The organism is Micromonospora sp. GCM10011541 (genome assembly GCF_042650725.1).
Taxonomy (GTDB): Bacteria; Actinomycetota; Actinomycetes; order Mycobacteriales; family Micromonosporaceae; genus Micromonospora; species Micromonospora sicca.
The window spans coordinates 131,116-150,941 of sequence record NZ_JBHSBP010000055.1; the positions used below are offsets into that span (position 1 = coordinate 131,116).

General features: G+C 74.0%; 15 protein-coding genes and 1 pseudogene. 9 read left to right on the forward strand and 7 right to left on the reverse strand.

Annotated elements, in window-relative coordinates:
* Positions 1 to 53: 53 nt before the first annotated feature.
* The 4 genes and pseudogenes from ACFOYX_RS22735 to ACFOYX_RS22750 all read left to right on the forward strand — a co-directional run bounded on the left by ACFOYX_RS22735 (position 54) and on the right by ACFOYX_RS22750 (position 5,113).
* Positions 54 to 1,025 carry a phosphate acyltransferase PlsX gene (locus tag ACFOYX_RS22735; RefSeq protein ID WP_322440814.1) on the forward strand — a complete coding sequence of 324 codons (972 nt, stop codon included), beginning with the start codon at positions 54 to 56 and terminating at the stop codon, positions 1,023 to 1,025.
* On the forward strand, positions 1,022 to 1,813 hold the full coding sequence (gene rnc, locus ACFOYX_RS22740; RefSeq protein ID WP_322440813.1) for a ribonuclease III: 792 nt from the start codon (positions 1,022 to 1,024) through the stop codon (positions 1,811 to 1,813). The genes ACFOYX_RS22735 and rnc overlap by 4 nt, the downstream gene beginning before the upstream one ends.
* Entirely contained in the window at positions 1,806 to 2,663 is an 858-nt protein-coding gene (mutM, locus tag ACFOYX_RS22745; protein WP_322440812.1) for a bifunctional DNA-formamidopyrimidine glycosylase/DNA-(apurinic or apyrimidinic site) lyase, read from the forward strand. Before rnc ends, mutM begins: the two co-directional genes overlap by 8 nt.
* 234 nt (positions 2,664 to 2,897) lie before the next feature.
* Positions 2,898 to 5,113: pseudogene (locus ACFOYX_RS22750) on the forward strand (MMPL family transporter).
* Between the two features lie 126 nt (positions 5,114 to 5,239).
* On the opposite strand, the gene ACFOYX_RS22755 reads toward ACFOYX_RS22750, so the two are convergent.
* Positions 5,240 to 6,109 carry an endo alpha-1,4 polygalactosaminidase gene (locus tag ACFOYX_RS22755; RefSeq protein ID WP_322440810.1) on the reverse strand — a complete coding sequence of 290 codons (870 nt, stop codon included), beginning with the start codon at positions 6,107 to 6,109 and terminating at the stop codon, positions 5,240 to 5,242.
* 114 nt (positions 6,110 to 6,223) lie between these two features.
* Positions 6,224 to 7,366 (reverse strand): CAP domain-containing protein, encoded by a 1,143-nt coding sequence (locus ACFOYX_RS22760; RefSeq protein WP_322440809.1) that lies wholly within the window; start codon positions 7,364 to 7,366, stop codon positions 6,224 to 6,226.
* 374 nt (positions 7,367 to 7,740) lie between these two features.
* On the opposite strand from ACFOYX_RS22760, the gene ACFOYX_RS22765 reads away from it, so the two are divergent.
* From ACFOYX_RS22765 to ACFOYX_RS22775, 3 genes are all read left to right on the forward strand, one after another.
* Positions 7,741 to 7,935, forward strand: a complete 195-nt coding sequence (locus ACFOYX_RS22765) for a hypothetical protein (RefSeq protein ID WP_089010688.1) — start codon at positions 7,741 to 7,743, stop codon at positions 7,933 to 7,935.
* 321 nt (positions 7,936 to 8,256) lie between these two features.
* The gene (gene smc / locus ACFOYX_RS22770; RefSeq protein WP_322440808.1) at positions 8,257 to 11,868 is read left to right on the forward strand and encodes a chromosome segregation protein SMC; all 3,612 of its coding nucleotides are present in this window, start codon (positions 8,257 to 8,259) and stop codon (positions 11,866 to 11,868) included.
* Positions 11,868 to 12,488, forward strand: coding sequence for an HAD family hydrolase (locus ACFOYX_RS22775; RefSeq protein ID WP_238454458.1), 621 nt, complete (start codon positions 11,868 to 11,870; stop codon positions 12,486 to 12,488). The genes smc and ACFOYX_RS22775 overlap by 1 nt, the downstream gene beginning before the upstream one ends.
* A 79-nt stretch (positions 12,489 to 12,567) precedes the next feature.
* Here ACFOYX_RS22775 and ACFOYX_RS22780 read toward each other — a convergent pair whose 3' ends face one another.
* From ACFOYX_RS22780 to ACFOYX_RS22800, 5 genes are all read right to left on the reverse strand, one after another.
* On the reverse strand, positions 12,568 to 13,098 hold the full coding sequence (locus ACFOYX_RS22780; RefSeq protein ID WP_322440807.1) for a DinB family protein: 531 nt from the start codon (positions 13,096 to 13,098) through the stop codon (positions 12,568 to 12,570).
* A 43-nt stretch (positions 13,099 to 13,141) separates the two neighbouring features.
* Positions 13,142 to 13,633 (reverse strand): universal stress protein, encoded by a 492-nt coding sequence (locus ACFOYX_RS22785; protein ID WP_322440806.1) that lies wholly within the window; start codon positions 13,631 to 13,633, stop codon positions 13,142 to 13,144.
* A 4-nt stretch (positions 13,634 to 13,637) separates the two neighbouring features.
* Entirely contained in the window at positions 13,638 to 15,257 is a 1,620-nt protein-coding gene (locus tag ACFOYX_RS22790) for an MDR family MFS transporter (RefSeq protein ID WP_322440805.1), read from the reverse strand.
* 114 nt (positions 15,258 to 15,371) lie between these two features.
* A complete protein-coding gene (locus ACFOYX_RS22795; protein WP_238454455.1) occupies positions 15,372 to 15,809 on the reverse strand; it encodes a MarR family transcriptional regulator in 438 nt (145 codons plus the stop codon).
* A gap of 14 nt (positions 15,810 to 15,823) precedes the next feature.
* Complete coding sequence (locus ACFOYX_RS22800) at positions 15,824 to 17,536, reverse strand: alkaline phosphatase D family protein (RefSeq protein WP_322440804.1); 1,713 nt, start codon at positions 17,534 to 17,536, stop codon at positions 15,824 to 15,826.
* Positions 17,537 to 17,685: 149 nt separating this feature from the next.
* Between ACFOYX_RS22800 and ftsY the strand changes: the two genes are divergently transcribed.
* Both ftsY and ACFOYX_RS22810 read left to right on the forward strand, forming a co-directional pair.
* A complete protein-coding gene (ftsY, locus tag ACFOYX_RS22805) occupies positions 17,686 to 18,882 on the forward strand; it encodes a signal recognition particle-docking protein FtsY (RefSeq protein ID WP_322440803.1) in 1,197 nt (398 codons plus the stop codon).
* Positions 18,883 to 18,888: 6 nt separating this feature from the next.
* Positions 18,889 to 19,752, forward strand: coding sequence for an aminoglycoside phosphotransferase family protein (locus ACFOYX_RS22810; RefSeq protein ID WP_201749709.1), 864 nt, complete (start codon positions 18,889 to 18,891; stop codon positions 19,750 to 19,752).
* The last annotated feature ends 74 nt before the right edge of the window (positions 19,753 to 19,826 follow it).

The following is a 19,826-nucleotide window of genomic DNA, read 5'->3' on the forward strand; positions in this document are numbered from 1 at the left end:
CGCCCGGTGCCCCGGCTCCCTCCACCGCCGGCCGTGCAGCGGCCGGCGTTCCGGTGGAGCCGGGCACCGCGCGGATCGCCGTTGACCTCCTCGGCGGGGACGACGCTCCCGCCGTCGTGGTTGACGGCGCTCTGCGGGCCGTGCGTGCCGACCCTGACCTGCATCTGCTGCTCGTCGGTCCGACCGAGGTCGCCGGCGGGCTGATCGACGCCCTCGATCCGGCGCAACGCGCCCGGGTCGCGGTCCGGCCGGTCCGGACCGCGGTCGGCATGGCCGACCATCCCACCGCCGCCCGCGAGCACAGCACCGTCCGCGCCGCCGTCCACGCGGTACGCGAGGGGCTCGCGGACGCGCTCGTGTCCGCCGGTTCGACCGGCGCCACCGTCACCGCCGCCGTGCTCGGCTTCGGGCGCTGGTCCGACGTCCGTCGGCCGGCCCTGGTGGCCACCCTGCCCGCGGTCGCCGGCCCGGTGGTGCTGCTGGACGTCGGCGGCGCCCTGGAGCCCCGCCCGGCCACCCTCGCCCGGCACGCCGTCCTCGGCGCGGCCTACGCCGCCGTGGCGCACGGCGTCGCCGAGCCCCGCGTCGGCCTGCTCTCGGTCGGCACCGAGGCGGGCAAGGGTGACTGGCTGCGCCGGGCCGCCGACCCCGCGCTGGCCGCGGTGCCGCTGCCCTGCGGCGCCCGCTACGTCGGCCTGGTCGAGGGGTACGACGTCTCCCTCGGTGTGCGCGCCGATGTGGTGGTCACCGACGGGTTCACCGGTAACGTGCTGCTCAAGGCGATCGAGGGCGCGTACGCGATGGCCGGCGGTCCGCCCGCCGGTGGCGGCGCCCCCCGCGCGGCCGCCCTGCTCGGCGTGGCCGGCACGGTGGTCGTGTGCCACGGCGCGGCCCGGCCCGACGACGTCGCCTCCGGCATCGCCCTCGCCGCCCACCTGTGGCGGCGCGGGGCCACCGAACTGATCTCCGGCCTGCTCGATGGCATTCCGCAGGATTCCGCACACGGCAACGAGGTAGTGCAATGACCAACGACAAGCGGCGGCGCGCTCACATCAGCCACCTGGAGGCGGCCTTCGGGGTGTCGCTCGACCCGGAACTGCTGGAGCGCGCGCTCACCCACCGTTCGTACGCGTACGAGAACGGCGGCCTGCCCACCAACGAGCGGTTGGAGTTCCTGGGCGACTCGGTGCTCGGCGTGGTGATCACCACGGCGCTCTTCAACAACCACCCGGACCTGCCCGAGGGGCAGCTCGCCAAGCTGCGGGCCAGCGTGGTGAACATGCGCGCCCTCGCCGACGTGGCGCGCGGCCTCGGCCCGGACGGGCTCGGCGCGTACCTGCTGCTCGGCAAGGGCGAGGAGAGCACCGGCGGCCGGGACAAGGCGAGCATCCTCGCCGACACCCTGGAGGCGCTGCTCGGCGCGATCTACCTCCAGTACGGCCTGGACACCGCGGCCCTCGTGATCCACCGGCTGTTCGACCCGCTGATGGCCGAGTCGGCCGGCCGGGGCGCCGCCCTGGACTGGAAGACCAGCCTCCAGGAGCTGACCGCCGCGCTGGGGCTGGGCGTGCCGGAGTACCGGATCGAGGGCACCGGCCCGGACCACCTGAAGACCTTCACCGCCTGGGTGGTGGTCGCCGGCAACCGGTACGGCGGCGCCGAGGGCCGGAGCAAGAAGGAGGCCGAGCAGCGGGCCGCCGAGTCGGCCTGGCGGATGCTGACCGAGCAGGCCGAGGCGGGCGCGGCGGCCGGCGACGGCGCGTCGGGCGACGCCGGGAGCGAGACCGCCGACGCGGGCGCCGGCCGTGCCTGAGCTGCCCGAGGTCGAGACGGTCCGGCAGGGCCTGGCCCAGTGGGTCATCGGCCGCCGGATCGCCTCCGTGGAGGTGCGCCATCCGCGCGCGGTGCGCCGGCACACCCCGGGCGGCGGGCACTTCGCCGACGTGCTGACCGGCCGGACGGTGACCGATGTCCGCCGCCGGGGCAAGTACCTCTGGCTGCCGCTGGACAGCGGTGACGCGTTGATCGGCCACCTCGGCATGTCCGGCCAGCTGCTGCTCCAACCGGTCGGCGCGGCCGACGAGCTGCACCTGCGGGTCCGGTTCCGGTTCGCCGACGACGGCCCGGAGCTGCGCTTCGTCGACCAGCGCACGTTCGGTGGGCTGTCGGTCAGCGAGGGCGGCGCCGAGCTGCCGGACGAGATCGCGCACATCGCCCGGGACCCGATGGACCCGGAGTTCTCCGACGCCGGTTTCGTGGCGGCGCTGCGCCGGCGGCGGACCGAGGTGAAGCGGGCGCTGCTCGACCAGACCCTGATCTCCGGGGTGGGCAACATCTACGCCGACGAGGCGCTCTGGCGGGCGAAGCTGCACGGCGCCCGCCCCACCGACGCGCTGACCGGCCCGGCCGCGCAGCGGCTGCTCGGACACGTCCGGGACGTGCTCGGTGAGGCGATCAAGCAGGGCGGCACCAGCTTCGACGAGCTGTACGTCAACGTCAACGGCGAGAGCGGCTACTTCGACCGGTCGCTGAACGCGTACGGCCGGGAGGGCGAGCCCTGCCCGCGGTGCGGCACGCCGATCCGGCGCGAGGCGTTCATGAACCGGTCGTCGTACAGCTGCCCGCGCTGCCAGCCCCGTCCCCGCGGTGCCCTGAGGGGTTGACCCCGAGGCGGCTCCGGGTTGCGCCGGTGTGCCTCGACCGGTGGTCCCGGCGCGCCCCCGCGTTCGTACCCGGAAAAGCCCTTTCTGTCCGGTTGGCCGATCCGGTCCTGCCCGGCCGGCCGGTGCTCGCCGGATCGGGGACGAGCCGGGGCCGTTCCCCGATGTCCGGGCCCCCTCCGCTCCCTAGCGTCAACACGGTCGGTACTGGACCGGCGCGTGGAGGGGGAACCGGAGATGGGCAGGCGACCGGTGACGGTGCGGTTGGCGCGGTGGAGTGCGGAGCATCCGTGGCGGGCCATCGGGCTCTGGGTGGTCTTCGTGGCGGTGTGCTTCGTCGGCGGGAACGCCGCCGGCCTGACCGAGGCGACCGACGAGGACATGGCGATCGGCGAGGCGGGACGGGCCCAGCTGATCGTCGACGGCGGGAACTTCGACCGGCCCGCGGTGGAGAACGTGCTGATCACGCCCCGCGCCGGGGCGCTCGACCAGACGGCGGCGAAGGCCGCCGCCGACGACACCGCGGCGCGGCTGCGCCAGATCGACGGCGTCGCCTCGGTGGGCGCGCCGATGCCGTCCCGCGACGGCCGCGCGCTGCTGGTGCCGATCACCATGTCCGGCGACCCGAAGACCGCCTCGGACCGGGTGCAGCCGCTGCGGGACGAGACCGCGCGCGTCCAGCAGGCGCACCCGCAGTTGCGGGTCGAGCAGGTCGGCGGGCCGTCGATCAACAAGGCGCTGGACGACACCCTGGGCAAGGACTTCAAGCGGGCCGAACTGCTCAGCCTGCCGGTCACCCTGGCCATCCTGATCATCGCGTTCGGGGCGCTGATCGCCGCCGGCGTGCCGGTGCTGCTCGCGCTCTCCTCGGTGGCGGCGGCGATGGGGCTCTCCACCCTCGCCTCGCACCTGGTGCCCGCGACCGACACCACGGCCAGTGTGATCCTGCTGATCGGCATGGCCGTCGGCGTCGACTACTCGCTCTTCTACGTCCGCCGGGAACGGGAGGAACGGGCGAAGGGCCGCTCCGGCCTGGACGCGGTGGAGATCGCGGCGGAGACCTCCGGGCACGCCGTGGTGGTCTCCGGCTTCGCCGTGATCATCTCGATGGCCGGGCTGCTGCTCGCCAACGACGCGGTCTTCTCCTCGCTCGCCGTCGGCTCGATCCTGGTGGTCGCGGTCGCGGTGACCGGCTCGCTGACCGTGCTCCCGGCGCTGCTGGCCAAGCTGGGCCGCTGGGTGGACCGGCCCCGGGTGCCGCTGCTCTGGCGGCTCACCGCGCCGCGTACCGGGCGGCCCGGGGAGCGGGCGCCACGGTTCTGGCCGGCCGTCCTCAAGCCGGCGCTGCGGGCGCCGCTGGCCACCCTGGTCGTCTCGGTGGGGCTGCTGCTCGCCCTGGCCGCCCCGGCGCTGGGCCTGAAGCTGAAGTTCCCCGGCATGGAGGACCTGCCCCGGACCACGGCGGCCATGCAGGCGTACGACCGGCTCACCGCGGCCTTTCCGAGCACCGGCACCAGCCACACCGTGGCGGTGCGGGCGCCGGCCGAGCAGGCCGACCGGGTCCGGGCGGCGCTGACCGACCTGGCCGGGCGGGCCGCCGCCGACCCGCTCTTCGCGCCGGCCGAGGGGGACGGCCCGAAGATCGAGGTGTCGGCGGACCGCCGGGTGTCGGTGCTGGAGGTGGCCACCCCGTACGCCAGCCGCACCGACGAGGCGGCCCGGTCGCTGCACGAGCTGCGCGACGACCTGGCGCCCGCCGCGCTGCGCGGCATCCGGGCATCGAGTACGCGATCGGCGGCGGCGTCGCCGACAGCGAGGACTACGCCGCACACGTCCGGGACAAGCTGCCCGTGGTGATCGGCTTCGTGCTGGCGCTGACCTTCCTGGTGATGGCCTGGACGTTCCGGTCGGTGGTGATCGCGCTCACCGCCATCGTCCTCAACCTGCTCTCCGCCGGGGCCGCGTACGGGCTGCTGGTGCTGGTCTTCCAGGGTGACTGGGCGGAGGGGGTGCTCGGCTTCACCTCGATGGGGGCGATCGTCTCCTGGCTGCCGCTCTTCCTCTTCGTGGTGCTCTTCGGCCTGTCGATGGACTACCACGTCTTCGTGGTCAGCCGGATCCGGGAGGGCGTCCGCAGCGGCATGTCGAACCGGGACGCGGTGGCGTACGGGATCAGCTCGTCGGCGGGCGTGGTGACCAGCGCGGCGATCGTGATGGTCGGCGTCTTCGCGATCTTCGCCTCGCTCAGCACGATCGACATGAAGCAGCTCGGCATCGGGCTGGCCGCGGCGATCCTGCTGGACGCCACGATCATCCGGGCGGTCGTGCTGCCGTCCCTCATGACTCTGCTCGGCGACGCGAACTGGTGGGCGCCGCGCTTCCTGCGGGCCCGGGCGGCGACCCCGCCGGCCGACCCGCCCACCCCGGCGCCGGAGCTGGTCGGCGCCCGCTGACCTGCGCCGCACGAGGGGGGCCCCCGGCGCCGGGGCCCCTCGTCACGTCCCGGTCCCGCGCGAGGCCGCGGGCGCCGCTGCCGGCTGACCACCATCGGTCACGGACGTCGCCACCGCCCGGGCCGGTCAGGGGAGCGGGCAGGACTCCCGCCAGGCGTCCAGGTCGCGGTCCTTGCGGATGGAGGCGAACCCGTACCCGACGGTGGTCACGCAGAACTCGTCCGGGCTGCCGGTGTACTCGACGTGGAAGACCGGCTTGTGGGCGTCGGTGAAGGGCAGCAGCTTGGCGCACTGCCGCCGCCGGACGCACTCCTCGTTGACCGCGAAGTCGAAGTCCGGCGCCAGCGCGGCGACCTGCGGCACGTCGTTGACCAGGCCGGGGGAGAGGTCGAGGGACCGGGCGAGGGTGGCCAGCCGCCGGTTGAACAGCAACTGGTCGTCGAAGTCGAGCGGAAAGCCGGGCCGGTGCAGATACCCGTCGGCATCGGCGAGCGCCACCGCCCCGAAGCCCTTGCCCCGGCACAGCCGGAACCGGTCGGCCAGCACCGGTTTCAGCGTGTCCCACTGCCGCACGTCCAGCCAGCGGCTGCCCGGCCGGCCCGCCGCCGCGGTGCCGCGGACGGCGGTCGGGAAGCGGCTGGCGTCCGGGTCCGTGCCGGCGTACGTGCCGACCCGCACCTGGCAGACCAGCCGGCGGTCCCGGGCGCGCAGCGCCGCGGTCTCGGTGGAGGTGGTCCGCACCGGATCGAGCAGGAAGACGTCCGCCTCGGCCGTGACGTCGAGCGTGCCGCTGAGCTGCCACTGCCACTGCCACCGGTGGGCCGACTCGACCGGCCACGGGGTGGGTGCCCCGGGCGGGAGCAGTTCGGCCCGGCAGCCGGGCAGCGGGGCGAGCAGCAGCAGCGGCACCAGCGCCGGCAGGGTCCGGCGCAGTCCGCGCCGGAGGGCGCGCGCTGGCCGGACCCACGGTGCGGGCCGGGCCGGCCGGATCCGCATCGGCAGCTCCCGGGTAGCGGGCGGCACCCCGCCGCCCCTGCCGGTACGCCGGGCTGACCCCGGCGTACCTCACCCGGTCAAACGACCGCGGACCCGGTCACGACTCGCGTTCGGTCAGCGCGGGGTGCCGAAGTCCTGCGTCCAGTACGGCCCGTTGCTCCGCGCCACACCGACGCCGATCTCGGTGAAGGAGCAGTTCAGGATGTTGGCCCGGTGCCCCGGGCTGTTCATCCAGGCGTCCATCACGGCGGCCGGCGTCTGCTGGTTCCAGGCGACGTTCTCGCCGTACGCCCGCCAGGCGTAGCCGACCCGGTCGAGCCGGTCGCCGACGTCGCTGCCGTCGCTGCCGTCGTGCGACATGGTCTTGTGGTCGGCCTGGTCCTGGCTGTGTGCCTGGGCCGCCTTCATCAGCTTGTCGTCGATGCTGAGCGCCTTGCAGCCGGCCTTGGCCCGCTCCTTGTTCACCAGGTCGACCACTTCCTGGAGCTCGGCGCTGATCCGGCCGGTCGTGGTGGTGGTGGCGGTGCTGCGGCTCGGTGCGGCGGCGCGGTCGAGCTGACGGGACGGTGCGGTGGTGCGGCTGGGCTTCGGCGCGGCCGTCCGGCTGGCCGACGGGCTCGGCCGGGCGGTGCTCGGCTTCACCGTGGGGGAGGGCGGGGCGAGCGCGTCACCTGGGGCGGCGTCGGTGCTCGGCGCGGCGGGGGCGGCGGCCACGGTGTCGTCGACGGCCGTCGGGTCGGTCTGCTGGCCGCTGCCCGGCAGCAGCAGGGCGCCGACGCCCAGGCTCACCACCAGGGTCGCCGCGGCGGCGGCCCCGCCGATCAGGAGCGGCCGGGGGAAGCGCCGGGCCTGCCGGTGCCGGCCCTCGCCGGAGCCGCCGGGGCCCGCATCCGGGGCGGCCCGGAACGCGGTCAGGTCGGCCGGGGTCGCCCCGTCGGGCCCGGGGTAGCCGCCGGGGTGACGGCCGGCCTCCTCGAACGGGGCGACCCGGGGCAACTCGCCCGTGCGGTCGGCGCGGTAGGCGTCAGGCTGCTCGAACGGTGCCACCGGGAAGGGGAGTTCACCGGTCCGGTCGGGCTGCCATCGCTCGGTGGGGCGCTCCCGCCAGGCGTGCCCGGGCTCCGCCGGCTCGTCACCGAAGAGGTACGACGACCGCGGCTCCGGCCGGTCGGTGAGCCACGCCGGGGGGTGGTCGGTCGGCGGCTCGGGACGCCGGTGAGCGTCGTCCGGGTCGGTCGGGTCGGTCCAGCGGTACACGCCTGTCGCCTCCACGGGGTCGGTTGCGGGCCGGGCTGACCGTACGGGTGGGCCACGAGCTGCGGCAACGTGGCTAAGAAAGAGTTAAGGGGAAGCGGACAGACGGGTGGAGGCGTTCGCGCAATCCCGGGCGTACAGTTAAGTCGTCCGGACAGAGCGTGTCCGCGCCTTGTGGCAGCCCCCCGACAAGTGGACAGGTCGACGTGGAGATGATCTACGGCCTGCGGGAACTTGACGAAGGAGGGGTTTTCGGCTCAATATGTAGGTGTCGCCAGTCGCGCCCGGTCATGCCCACTTATCGGTGGGATGACAGCCGCGAACACCAGGGGCGCGCGTTGGCCGGCCTTTCCGGCAGCGCATATCAAGGAGTCAGCATGGCGAAGGCCCTCTACGGCCACGTAGGTGCAGCGCCCGACCGGCGTCTGCTCGACGAGGTCACCCGACTGCGTGCCAGGGTTCAGGCACTGGAGTTCGAGATCACGCGTCTGCGCGCCGAGAACGATCGGCTTGCGGCGGCCGCGGCGGAGGCTGACGACCTCCTCCGGCTGGCCGAGCCGGCGCTGACCTGATCTCCGGTTGTCGGAAAACTGAATCGCACCACACGAAAACGCGCGCCGACACTCAAGTGCCGGCGCGCAGTTCTGTCCGCGCCCATTTCCTCGCCGCTTTCCCGATCTTGTGAATCGCTCGGGGAAATGCGCGCCGGGGGCGCGGAACGCGAATAGCGATCTTGTAATTCTCGCCACCGGCGAACACTCCTGGCGGATCGGCGCGCGACCGGCGCGGGTGGGTCGCGTGCGGCGGTGCCCCGACCCCCGGGTTAGTCTGCGGGTTCACCAGGTCCGCGCAGCCGGCGACGGTACGGCGGCCACCGGACGAGGATCGAGAAGGTGCATCTCAAGAGCCTGACGGTGAAGGGCTTCAAGTCCTTCGCCTCCGCGACGACGCTGAAGCTGGAGCCCGGGATCACCTGCGTGGTGGGCCCGAACGGCTCCGGCAAGTCCAACGTCGTCGACGCCATCGCCTGGGTGCTCGGCGAGCAGGGCGCCAAGGCGCTGCGCGGCGGCAAGATGGAGGACGTCATCTTCGCCGGCACCGCCGGGCGGGCGCCGCTGGGCCGGGCCGAGGTCACCCTCACCATCGACAACACCGACGGCGCGCTGCCGATCGAGTACACCGAGGTCTCCATCACCCGCCGGATGTTCCGCTCCGGCGAGAGCGAGTACGAGATCAACGGCGACTCCTGCCGCCTGCTGGACATCCAGGAGCTGCTGTCGGACTCCGGCATCGGCCGGGAGATGCACATCATCGTCGGCCAGGGGCGGCTGGACGGCATGCTGCACGCCAAGCCGGAGGACCGGCGGGCGTTCATCGAGGAGGCGGCCGGCGTCCTCAAGCACCGCAAGCGCAAGGAGAAGGCGCTGCGGAAGCTCGACGCGATGCAGACCAACCTCAACCGGCTCACCGACCTCACCGCCGAGCTGCGCCGCCAGCTCAAGCCGCTGGGCCGGCAGGCCGAGGTGGCCCGCCGCGCCGCCGCCATCCAGGCCAACCTGCGTGACGCCCGGCTGCGGCTGCTCGCCGACGACCTCGCCACCCTGCGCACCACGCTGGACAAGGAGATCGCCGACGAGACGGCGCTGCGCGAGCGGCGGGAGCAGATCGAGGCGGAGCACACCGAGGTGCAGGCCCGGCTCGGCGAGCTGGAGGGCGCCCTCGCCGAGGACGCGCCGCTGCTCGCCGCCGCCCAGGACACCTGGTACAAGCTTTCCGCCCTCTCCGAGCGGTTCCGTTCGATCGAGCAGCTCGCCCGCGAGCGGCTGCGCCACCTCAGCGCCGTCGGCGACGACGAGCGCCCGGGCCGCGACCCGGACCAGCTGGAGGCCGAGTCGCAGCGGGTCCGTGAGCAGGAGGAGGAGCTGCGCGCGGCGCTGACCGAGGACCAGATCCGGTTGGCCGAGGCCGTCGAGCACCGGCAGGAGCTGGAACGGCAGCTCGCCGCCGCCGAGCGGGAGCTGGTCTCCGCCGCCAAGGCCATCGCCGACCGGCGGGAGGGGCTGGCCCGGCTCACCGGTCAGGTGAACTCGGCCCGGGCCCGGACCACCAGCGCCGGCGAGGAGATCGAACGGCTCGCCGCCGCCCACGCCGACGCGATGGCCCGCGCCGAGAAGGCCCAGGCGGAGCTGGACGCCGTCGAGGAGGTGTCCACCGAGGCGGACCGGGACAACGCCGACCTCGACGCCCGGCACGCCGAGGCGGTGGCCGCCCAGGAGCGGGCCCAGGCCACCGTCCGGACCCTCGCCGACGCCGAACGCGCCGCCGAGAAGGACGCCGCCACCTGGAAGGCCCGCGAGGAGGCCCTCGCTCTCGGCCTGCGCCGCAAGGACGGCGCGGGCGCGCTGCTGGCCCGCGCCGACCAGGTGCCCGGCCTGCTCGGCAGCCTGGCCGGGCTGCTCACCGTCGCCCCGGGCCGCGAGGCGGCGCTGGCCGCCGCGCTCGGCGGGCTCGCCGACGCGGTGGCGGTCAGCGGGGTGGACGAGGCCGTCGAGGCGATGCGGCTGCTGAAGATCTCCGACTCCGGGCGGGCCGGACTGCTGGTCGGCAGCCCGGCCGGGCCCGGGATGGCCGGTCCGGCCGACGCGCTGCGCCCCAAGCTGCCCGACGGCGCCCACTGGGCGCCCGACCTGGTGGAGTGCGGCGCCGACATCCGCCCGGCCGTGCACCGGGCGCTGCGCGACGTGGTGCTGGTCGACGACCTGGCCGCCGCGGCCGAGCTGGTCGCCGGCAACCCGGAGCTGCGCGCGGTCACCCCGGACGGGGACGTGGTCGGGGCGTACGCGGCGGCCGGCGGGTCGGCCAAGGCGCCCAGCTACATCGAGGTGCAGGCCGCCGTCGAGGAGGCCCGGGCCAACCGGCTCACCGCCGAACGGACCAGCGCGGAGCTGCGCGAGCAGCTCGTCGACGCCCGTGCCGAGGTGGCCGCCGCGAAGGAGGCCGTGCAGCACGCCGCCGCCGCCAAGCGGGAGGCGGAGAGCCACCGCAACGCGGCCGCCCGCCGGCTCGCCGAGCTGGGCGCGGCCGCCCGCTCGGCGAAGGCGGAGACGGACCGGCTGGGCGAGTCCCGGGCCCGCGCCGAGGCGGCCCGGGAACGGGACCTGCTCGCCTTGGCCGAGCTGGAGGAGCGGCTGCGGCTGGCCGAGGACACCCCCCTCGACGCCGAACCGTCCACCGAGGAACGCGACCAGCTCGCCGCGATGGTGCCGCAGGCCCGGCAGAACGAGATGGAGGTCCGGCTCGCGGTGCGTACCGCCGAGGAGCGGGTCTCGTCGATCGCCGGCCGGGCCGACTCGCTCGCCCGGCAGGCGACCGCCGAGCGGGCCGCGCGGGAACGTGCGGCGGCCCGGCGGGCGGCCCGGACCCGCGGCGCGGCGATCGCCCGGGCTGTGGTCGGCGGCGCCCGCGAGGCGCTGACCCGGCTCACCGAGTCCATCACCCGGGCCGAGGAGCACCGCGACGGCGTCGCCCGCGAGCGCGCCGCCCGCGAGGCGGAGCTCCAGGAGGTGCGCGGTGCGGCCAAGCGGCTCGGCGCGGAGCTGGAGCGGCTCACCAGCCAGGTGCACCGGGACGAGGTGGCCCGCGCCGAGCAGCGGCTGCGCATCGAGCAGTTGGAGGCCAAGGCCGCCGAGGACTTCGGCCTGGACGTGGAGACCCTGGTCGCCGAGTACGGCCCGGCGCAGCTCGTCCCGCCCACCCAGGTGGACGTGGCGGCGGCCGAACGGGACGGCCTGCCGGTGCCCGAGCCGGTTCGCTACGAGCGCCCGGTGCAGGAGAAGCGGGCGGCCAAGGCGGAACGGGAACTGGCCCTGCTGGGCAAGGTGAACCCGCTCGCGCTGGAGGAGTTCGCCGCGCTGGAGGAGCGCTACAAGTTCCTCTCCGAGCAGTTGGAGGATCTCAAGGCCACCCGGCGGGATCTGCTCACCGTGGTCAAGGACGTCGACGACCGGATCCTGGAGGTCTTCGCCAGCGCGTTCGCCGACACCGCCCGGGAGTTCGAGCAGGTCTTCACCGTGCTCTTCCCCGGCGGCGAGGGCCGGCTGATCCTCACCGACCCGGAGGACCTGCTCGCCACCGGCGTGGAGGTGGAGGCCCGGCCGCCGGGCAAGAAGATCAAGCGGCTGTCGCTGCTGTCGGGCGGCGAGCGGTCGCTCACCGCGGTGGCGATGCTGGTGGCGATCTTCCGCGCCCGGCCCAGCCCGTTCTACATCATGGACGAGGTGGAGGCGGCCCTCGACGACGTGAACCTGGGCCGCCTGATCACCCTGCTGGCCCAGTTGCGGGAGAAGAGCCAGCTGATCGTGATCACCCACCAGAAGCGGACCATGGAGATCGCCGACGCGCTCTACGGTGTGACCATGCGCAGCGGCGTCACTCAGGTGATCAGCCAACGGCTCAACCGGGCCGAGGACGAGGAGCGGCCCGGCCGCGGCGAGGAGAACGACTAGTGGCTCGGGAACGCGCGACGGCGCTCCTGGTGGACTTCGACGGCGTGCTGCGCCGCTGGGACCCGGCGGTGGCCGCTGGCGTCGAGCGGGACTACGGGCTCCCCAACGGCGTCCTCGGTGAGATCGCCATGTCCTGGGGCCTGCTCCAGCCGGTGCTGACCGGCAAGGTCAGCCACGCCGAGTGGATGACCAGCGTGGCCGAGGCGCTCACCCCCTCGGTGGGCGACCCCGCACGGGCCCGCGCGGCCGTCGAGGAGTGGCAGCGCTACCGGGGCGAGGTCGACCAGGACGTGCTCGCGTTCCTCCGCGAGGTTCGGGCGGCCGGCGTACGGGTGGGGTTGGGCACCAACGCCACCGACCTGCTCGACGCGGACATCGCCGCGCTCGGCCTCACCGAAGAGCTGGACGTTGTCGTCAACTCCTCGGTGATCGGCGTGCACAAGCCGGCCAAGGAGTACTTCGAGGCGGCCTGTGCGGCGCTGGAGACCCCGCCGGCCCGGGTGCTCTTCACCGACGACGAGGACCGGGCCGTCCGCGGCGCCCGCGCCGCCGGGCTCTCCGCGCTTCGCTGGGGCGGCCCGGACGACCTGCGCTACCTGCGGGCGGCGCTGGCGTACTGAGGCGACTCCGTCTCGCCGAGGTGGCGGCAGCCCGATCGGGACGACACCGCCACCTCGGCGACCTGGAGTGGATCACGCGTCAGTCGCCGGTGACCCCGTCGATGCGTTCGCGGATCAGGTCGGCGTGGCCGTTGTGCCGGGCGTACTCCTCGATCATGTGCACGTACACCCAGCGGACGTTCATCTCGTCGGCGCTGCCGTCGGGGCGGCGACGCAGGAAGGTGTCGTCCAGCGAGAGGTCCGCGGCGGCGGCCCGGGCGGCCTCGACCTCCGCGGCGAAGGTGGCGAAGGTGGCTTCCGGGTCGGCGTCGGCGACGGCGTTGAGGTCGGCGTCCGGGTCCTCCTCGGCGTCGTAGAGGCCGGCGATGTCCTGGCCGGCGGCCCGGATCCGGAACCACCAGCGCTCCACGTCCGCCATGTGCCGGACCAGGCCGAGCAGGGTCAGCCCCGACGGCTCCACGCTGGGGGTCTTCAACTGTTCGGCGGTGAGGCCGGCGCACTTCATCAGCAGGGTCTGCCGGTGGTAGTCGAGCCAGCCTTCCAGCATGGTCCGCTCGTCGGCGACGTACGGTTCGTTGGTCCGGGTGATCTCCGGCGCTCTCCAGGTCATGCCGGCCATCCTGGTCGGCGGGTCCGACAGCCGCGACGGAATATCAGGGCACCACGACGACCGGCCAGCGGCCGGTGCGGACCAGCCGGGTGGCGACCGAGCCGACCAGGCGGTGCCCGGCCTGCTCCGACGACCCCACCACGACCAGGTCCGCGCGGGTCTCGTCGGCCGCCTTGCGGAGCTCGGTGTACGCGTCGCCGCGCCGGCACAGGAACGTCACCGGCAGGCCCAGTTCCTCGGCCCCGCGCCGGCACTCCTCGCGCAGCTCGGCGGCGAGCTCGTCGTGGGTCTGCTGCACCGCCCCCGCCACCACGCCGGAGATCAGTCCGGTGTAGGCGGCGGGGGAGCTGACGAAGACCACGACCAGCCCGGCGCCCTGCCGGCGGGCCAGTCCCGCCGCGTACGAGGCGGCACGCAGCGAGGTCCGGGTGCCGTCCACGCCGACCAGGACCACCCGGGGCCCGTCGGTGCCGCGTTCGAACGGCAGGGGACGGGCCTCCGGGCCGTACTCCTCACGATCGACCGGGATGCTCATCGGGTCAGTCCTGCACGCCGGTCCGTACCACGGAGGCCCCGCCGCCGGCGGCCACGGTGGACTCGCGCTCGACCTCGTCGGTCAGCGGGTCACCGTTGTGCCGGCGCAGCGGCACCTCCTTGATGAAGCAGACCGCGATCAGGGCGATCAGCCCGAACGGGGCGGCGGCCAGGAAGATGTCCCCGGCGCCGTGCCCGTACGCGGACTCGATCACCGTCCGGATCGGGGCCGGCAGGGTGTGCACGTTCGGCAGGACCCCGCCGCTGCCCGAGCCGGCGCTCGGGATGCCGAGCCCGGCCAGGCCGTCGGCGATGTAGTCCTTGACCTTGTGGCCGAGTACCGCGCCGAGCACGCTGACGCCGATCGCGCCGCCGAGGCTGCGGAAGAAGGCCACCACCGAGCTGGCGGCGCCGAGCTCGTGCGGGCCCACGGTGTTCTGCACGGCGAGGACCAGGTTCTGCATGGTCATGCCGACCCCGATGCCGATCAGCGCCATGTAGATGCTGAGGTGCCAGTACGGGGTGTCGTAGCGGAGCGTGCCCATCAACGCGAAGCCGGCGGTGAGCAGGGCCGAGCCGGCGACCAGGTACCGCTTCCACCGGCCGGTGTTGGTGATGATCCGGCCGACGAGCGTGGAGGAGACCAGCAGGCCGCCGATCATCGGCAGGGTCATCAGGCCGGACATGGTCGGGCTCTCGCCGCGGCTGATCTGGAAGTACTGGCCGAGGAAGACCGAGGCGCCGAACATGCCGACGCCGACCGCGATGCTGGCCACCACGGCGAGGGTGATGGTGCGGTTGCGGAACAGCCGCGGCGGGATCATCGGCTCGCTGGCCCGGTTCTCCACCCGGACGGCGAGCACGCCGAGCAGCAGCGCGCCGACCACCATGACGCCGGTCTGCCAGGAGATCCAGTCGTACTTGTCGCCGGCGAGGCTGACCCAGACGAGCAGCAGCGAGACGGCCGCGGTGATCAGCGTCGCGCCCCACCAGTCGATCTTCACCTCCCGCTTGACCACCGGCAGGTGCAGGGTCTTCTGGAGCACGATCAGGGCGAGGATCGCGAACGGCACGCCCACGTAGAAGCACCAGCGCCAGCCGAGCCAGTCGGTGTCCACGATCACGCCGCCGATCAGCGGGCCGCCGATGGTGCCGACGGCCATCACCGCGCCGAGGTAGCCGCTGTAGCGGCCCCGCTCCCGTGGCGCGATCATCGACGCCATGATCACCTGGGCGAGCGCGGTCAGACCACCGGCGCCGACGCCCTGGAGCACCCGGCAGGCGATGAGCTGCCCGGTGGACTGGGAGAGCCCGGCCAGCACCGAGCCCAGCACGAACACCGTCAGGGCGAGCTGGACCAGGAGTTTCTTGCTGGTCAGGTCGGCCAGCTTGCCCCAGATCGGGGTGGTCGCGGTGGTGGCCAGCAGCGTCGAGGTGACCACCCAGGTGTACGCGGACTGGCCGCCGTGCAGCTCGGTGATGATCCGCGGCAGCGCGTTCGAGACGACCGTGGAGGAGAGGATCGCGACGAACATGCCCAGCAGCAGGCCGGAGAGGGCCTCCAGGATCTGCCGGTGGTTCATGTCCACGGCCGTCGCCCGGGTGGGCGCTGTCGCCTGGCTCATCGTGGGGTGCCTCCGGTGGAAGTCAGGGAAGAGAATGCTCCAGGCAACCGTACGGGTTGGTTGCCTTAAGCAACAACCTGACGTGGCGCAGGTCTTATTCCCGCCGGAAATGGCTCAGAAGGTCTCGTTGAACCGGTGGAGCAGCCGGGCGAACTCCTCGACGTCCCGCCTCGGCCAGCTCTCCATCGTGTGCCGCATCTGCCCGAGCCGGGCCGACCGGGCCGCGTCGAACCGGCGGGTGCCCTCCTCGGTGAGGCTGATCTGGGCCGCCCGCCGGTCGCCCGGATCCGGGTCGCGGCGCACCAGGCCGAGCCCCTCGAGGCCGTGGATCTGCCGGCTGAGCGTCCCCTTGCCGATGCCGAGCCGGACGGCCAGCTCGGTCAGCCGGATCGAGCCGCAGCGCCGCAGCCAGAGCAGCAGGCCGTACGCGTTCGGCTCCAGGTTGGGATGCACCTCCCGGGCGATCTCCCAGGACAGCGCCCGCCCGCGGCGCAGCAACGCGGCCAGCTCGTCCTCCACCGCGCGCAGCGTCTCCGGCAGGTGCTCGTCCACGGCAGCGAGCGTACTCAGGCCGCGTCGGTGAGCCGGCGCTGCGCCACGGTGCGGAGCCGGCCGTCGCTCGTGGTGCCCTCGATCATCACCTCGGCCGAGCGGCCGCGGTGGGTCAGCGTGGCCACCGCGTTGCCGAAGTACGGCCCGGCCAGCCTCTTCCACCGCACCGCCGGGCGGCGCACCCCGGCCGAGCGGGCCAGGGCGCGGGTGGCCGCCGCCGGGCCGGGTGACCAGCCCAGCGTCATCAGCGGGCGGATCGCGGCCGGCACCTGGTTGTGGATGGGGGAGCAGGTGAGCTGGTGCACCGGGGTGCGGACGGCCGGGTCGGGGAAGCGGACCCGGGCCACGTACGAGTGGTGCACGTCACCGCCGAGCACGCTGATCGAGGCCGGTGGGGCGTACGCCGGCCCGGCGCCGACCCGGTCGCCGGGGCGCCCCGGGGTGCCGCTGCCGAGCCGGGCGAACAGCTCGCCCAGCGCCTCGAAGCTGCGGCTGAAGGACGCCCAGTGCTCGAGGTCCAGGGCCCGGCGCACCTGCTCGGAGAGGCGGGCCACCCACGGCCGGCGGGAGTCGGCCAGCCGTTCGTTCCAGGCCTCCACGTGGTGGATGCCCGGCGGCAGCAGCCAGGGCAGCGAGGCGCCGACCACCAGGTGGTCGTACACGCCGTGTGCCCGGTCGAGGAACCACGACCACTCGCCCGGCGGCAGCATCGCCCGGTTGCCCGGGTCGAGCACCCGGCTGGACCGGTTGTCCAGCATCACCAGGCGGGTGCGGCCCAGGTCCAGCGCGTAGCTCCACTGGTACTGCACGGCGCGCCAGCGTTCGGTGTCGTGGGCGACGTCGGCCTCGGTGTCGACCCGCTCGCCGAACTCCTGCAACACGCTCGTGGCGTCCTCGGCCGCGCTCACCTTCGCGTAGAGCGGGTCGGCGGCGATCTCGTCCGGGGCGAGGTTGCCCAGGTGCTGGTAGACCCAGTACGAGGCGAGCCCGCTGCGGATCCGCTCGGCCCACCACGGCTGCTGGCGCATGTCCGCCCGCCAGTCGGCTGAGGTGTTCCAGTCGTCGATGATCTCGTGGTCGTCGAAGATCATCACGCTCGGCACGGTGGAGAGCAGCCAGCGGATCTCCGGGTCGCGCCAGGACTCCAGGTAGAGCTTGGTGTACTCGTCGAAGCTGACCACCTGGGTCGCCGGGGCCTCCTTCGGCCGCCGGCGACGCCGCTTGAGCAGCCGCCGCACGGTCGGCGAGGTGACGTCGGCGTAGACCTGGTCGCCGAGGAGCACCAGCAGGTCCGGCCGGGCGGCCCGGCCCGGGTCGGCGATCAGCCGCCGGGCGTACGCGTCGAGCGCGTCCGGGGGCAGCTTGCGGGCCGTGGCGTGCTGGGTGGTCTCCCGGCACGAGCCGAAGATCAGGGTCACCGGCTGGTCCCGGTCGTCGGCCGCCCGGGTCCGGATGACGCTGGCCGGGAAGCCGCTCTCCGGCACCGGCCAGGCGACCTCGTCGTCGATCAGCAGCTCGTAGCTGGTCGCGCTGTCCGGGGTGAGCCCCGCCACCACGACGATCGCGTAGTGGTGGTCGTACGCGGAGAAGGTCGGCGCGGTCCCGGCGGCCCCGTCGGCCGTGCGGACGGTGACCACGGCGGGCGCGCTGGTCTCGACCCAGACGGTGGCCCGCGTGCCGACGACCCGCCGCAGCAACGGACCGATGAGCAGGCGCGCGCGGGGCATGGCCGACCTCCGAGGTGAGCGGACTTCATGTTTACTACCCGGCCGGCGGTCGCACCACAGCTGGCTGGCGTCGAGCCTACCGCCGGCCGGCACCGGCGGCGGGGTGCGGTCGATGAGACGCCGTCGCCGGCATCTGACAGGATTTCGGCATGACGGAATACCTCCTCATCGCGCTCGCCCTGCTCGGGGTGCTGATCCTCGGTGCCCTCGGGCTGGTGGTGCCACGGCTGCGCCGGCGGCCGGAGCCGCCGCTGCCCAAGACGGAGGTCGACACCCGGGCCGAGGAGGGCCTGGCCGGTCCGCCGGTCGAAGCGGCGGAGGCCGACCTCACCACCGGCGTCCTGGTCGAGCCGACACCGGTGATCGAGGCCCCGCCCGCGCCCCCCACCATCGAGGTCCCCGAGCCCACCGCCGGCCGGCTGGTCCGGCTGCGCTCCCGGCTGTCCCGCTCGCAGAACGCCTTCGGCAAGGGCCTGCTCGGCCTGCTCAGCCGCGACCACCTGGACGAGGATGCCTGGGAGGAGATCGAGGACAGCCTGATCACGGCCGATGTCGGCATCGACGCCACCCGGGAGATCGTCGACCGGCTCCGGGAGCGGACCCGGGTGCTCGGCACCCGCTCCGCCGGCGAGCTGCGCGCCCTGCTCGCCGCCGAACTGGTCAACGCCCTCGACCCGACGCTGGACCGGTCGCTGAACGCCGACCCGAAGGTGGGCATGCCGGGGGTGCTGCTGGTCGTCGGGGTCAACGGCGCCGGCAAGACCACCACCTGCGGCAAGATCGCCCGGGTGCTGATCGCCGACGGACACTCGGTGCTGCTCGGCGCCGCCGACACCTTCCGGGCCGCCGCCGCCGACCAGCTGGAGACCTGGGGCGGCCGGGTCGGCGCGGAGACCGTCCGCGGGCCCGAGGCGGCCGATCCGGCCAGCGTCGCCTTCGACGCGGTCAAGCGCGGCATCGACACCCAGGTCGACACCGTGCTGATCGACACCGCCGGCCGCCTGCAGAACAAGGTCGGCCTGATGGACGAGCTGGGCAAGGTCAAGCGGGTGGTGGAGAAGCACGGCCCGATCGACGAGACCCTGCTGGTGCTGGACGCCACCACCGGGCAGAACGGCCTGGAGCAGGCCCGGGTCTTCACCGAGGTGGTCAACGTGACCGGGGTGGTGCTGACCAAGCTCGACGGGACGGCCAAGGGCGGCATCGTGATCGCCGTGCAGCGCAAGCTCGGCATCCCGGTCAAGCTGGTCGGCCTCGGCGAGGGCCCGGACGACCTGGCCCCGTTCGACCCGGCGCAGTTCGTCGACGCGCTGCTCGGCACCGAGCCGCTCGCCCGGGACGCGTAACCTCGAGTGACGACTGACGATCGCGCCTGGGCGGGGTGGCGCGAACCCAGCCACCCGTCGCCGCGCCTCGGGAGACCGTACGTGACTTCGCAGGAGATCCCGCTGCACGGCGGGAACGTGAGCACCGTGGTCCGGGTGGGCGACACGGTCCGGCGCAACGCCGGGCCCTGGACGCCCTCCGTGCACGCCCTGCTGCGCCACCTGGAGTACGTCGGGTTCACCGGCGCGCCCCGCGCCCTCGGCATGGACGAGCGCAACCGGGAGGTCCTGTCGTACCTGGAGGGGGAGTGCGGGGAGTACCCGCTCGCCCCGCACTGGGTCACCGACGAGGCGCTGGTGACCGTGGCCACCATGCTGCGGATGTTCCACGACGCCCAGTACGGCTTCACCCCGCCGCCGGGGGCGGTCTGGCGCTCGTTCGGCCCGCCCCCGCCGGACACCGAGGTGATCTGCCACCACGACGCCGCCCCGCACAACGTGATCTGGCGGCCCGACGGCACCCTGGGGCTGATCGACTTCGACCTCGCCTCGCCCGGCGCGCGGATCTACGACGTGGCGTACGCGGCCTGGACCTGGGTGCCGATCTTCGCCGACCGGGACTCGATCACCCTCGGCTGGAAGCACCCCGACCGGCCGCGCCGGCTGCGCCTGTTCGCCGACGCGTACGGGCTGATCCCGCGGGACCGGCACCGGCTGATCCGGACCGTCCGCAAGCGGATCGTGGACCACGTGGAGGGCATCCGCCGGATGGCCGCGGCCGGGGACCCGGCGTTCGTCCGGATCGTGCACAAGGGGCACCTCCGCCGTCCGATGCGCGACCTGCGGCTGCTCGACTACGAGCGGCACGCCCTGGAGTACGCGCTGCGCTGATCGGCCGGGTCGCGGGGCGTCGGTGGTCGCCCGGCCATCGACGCCCGCCGTACGGCCGATCCACCGCCGCCCAT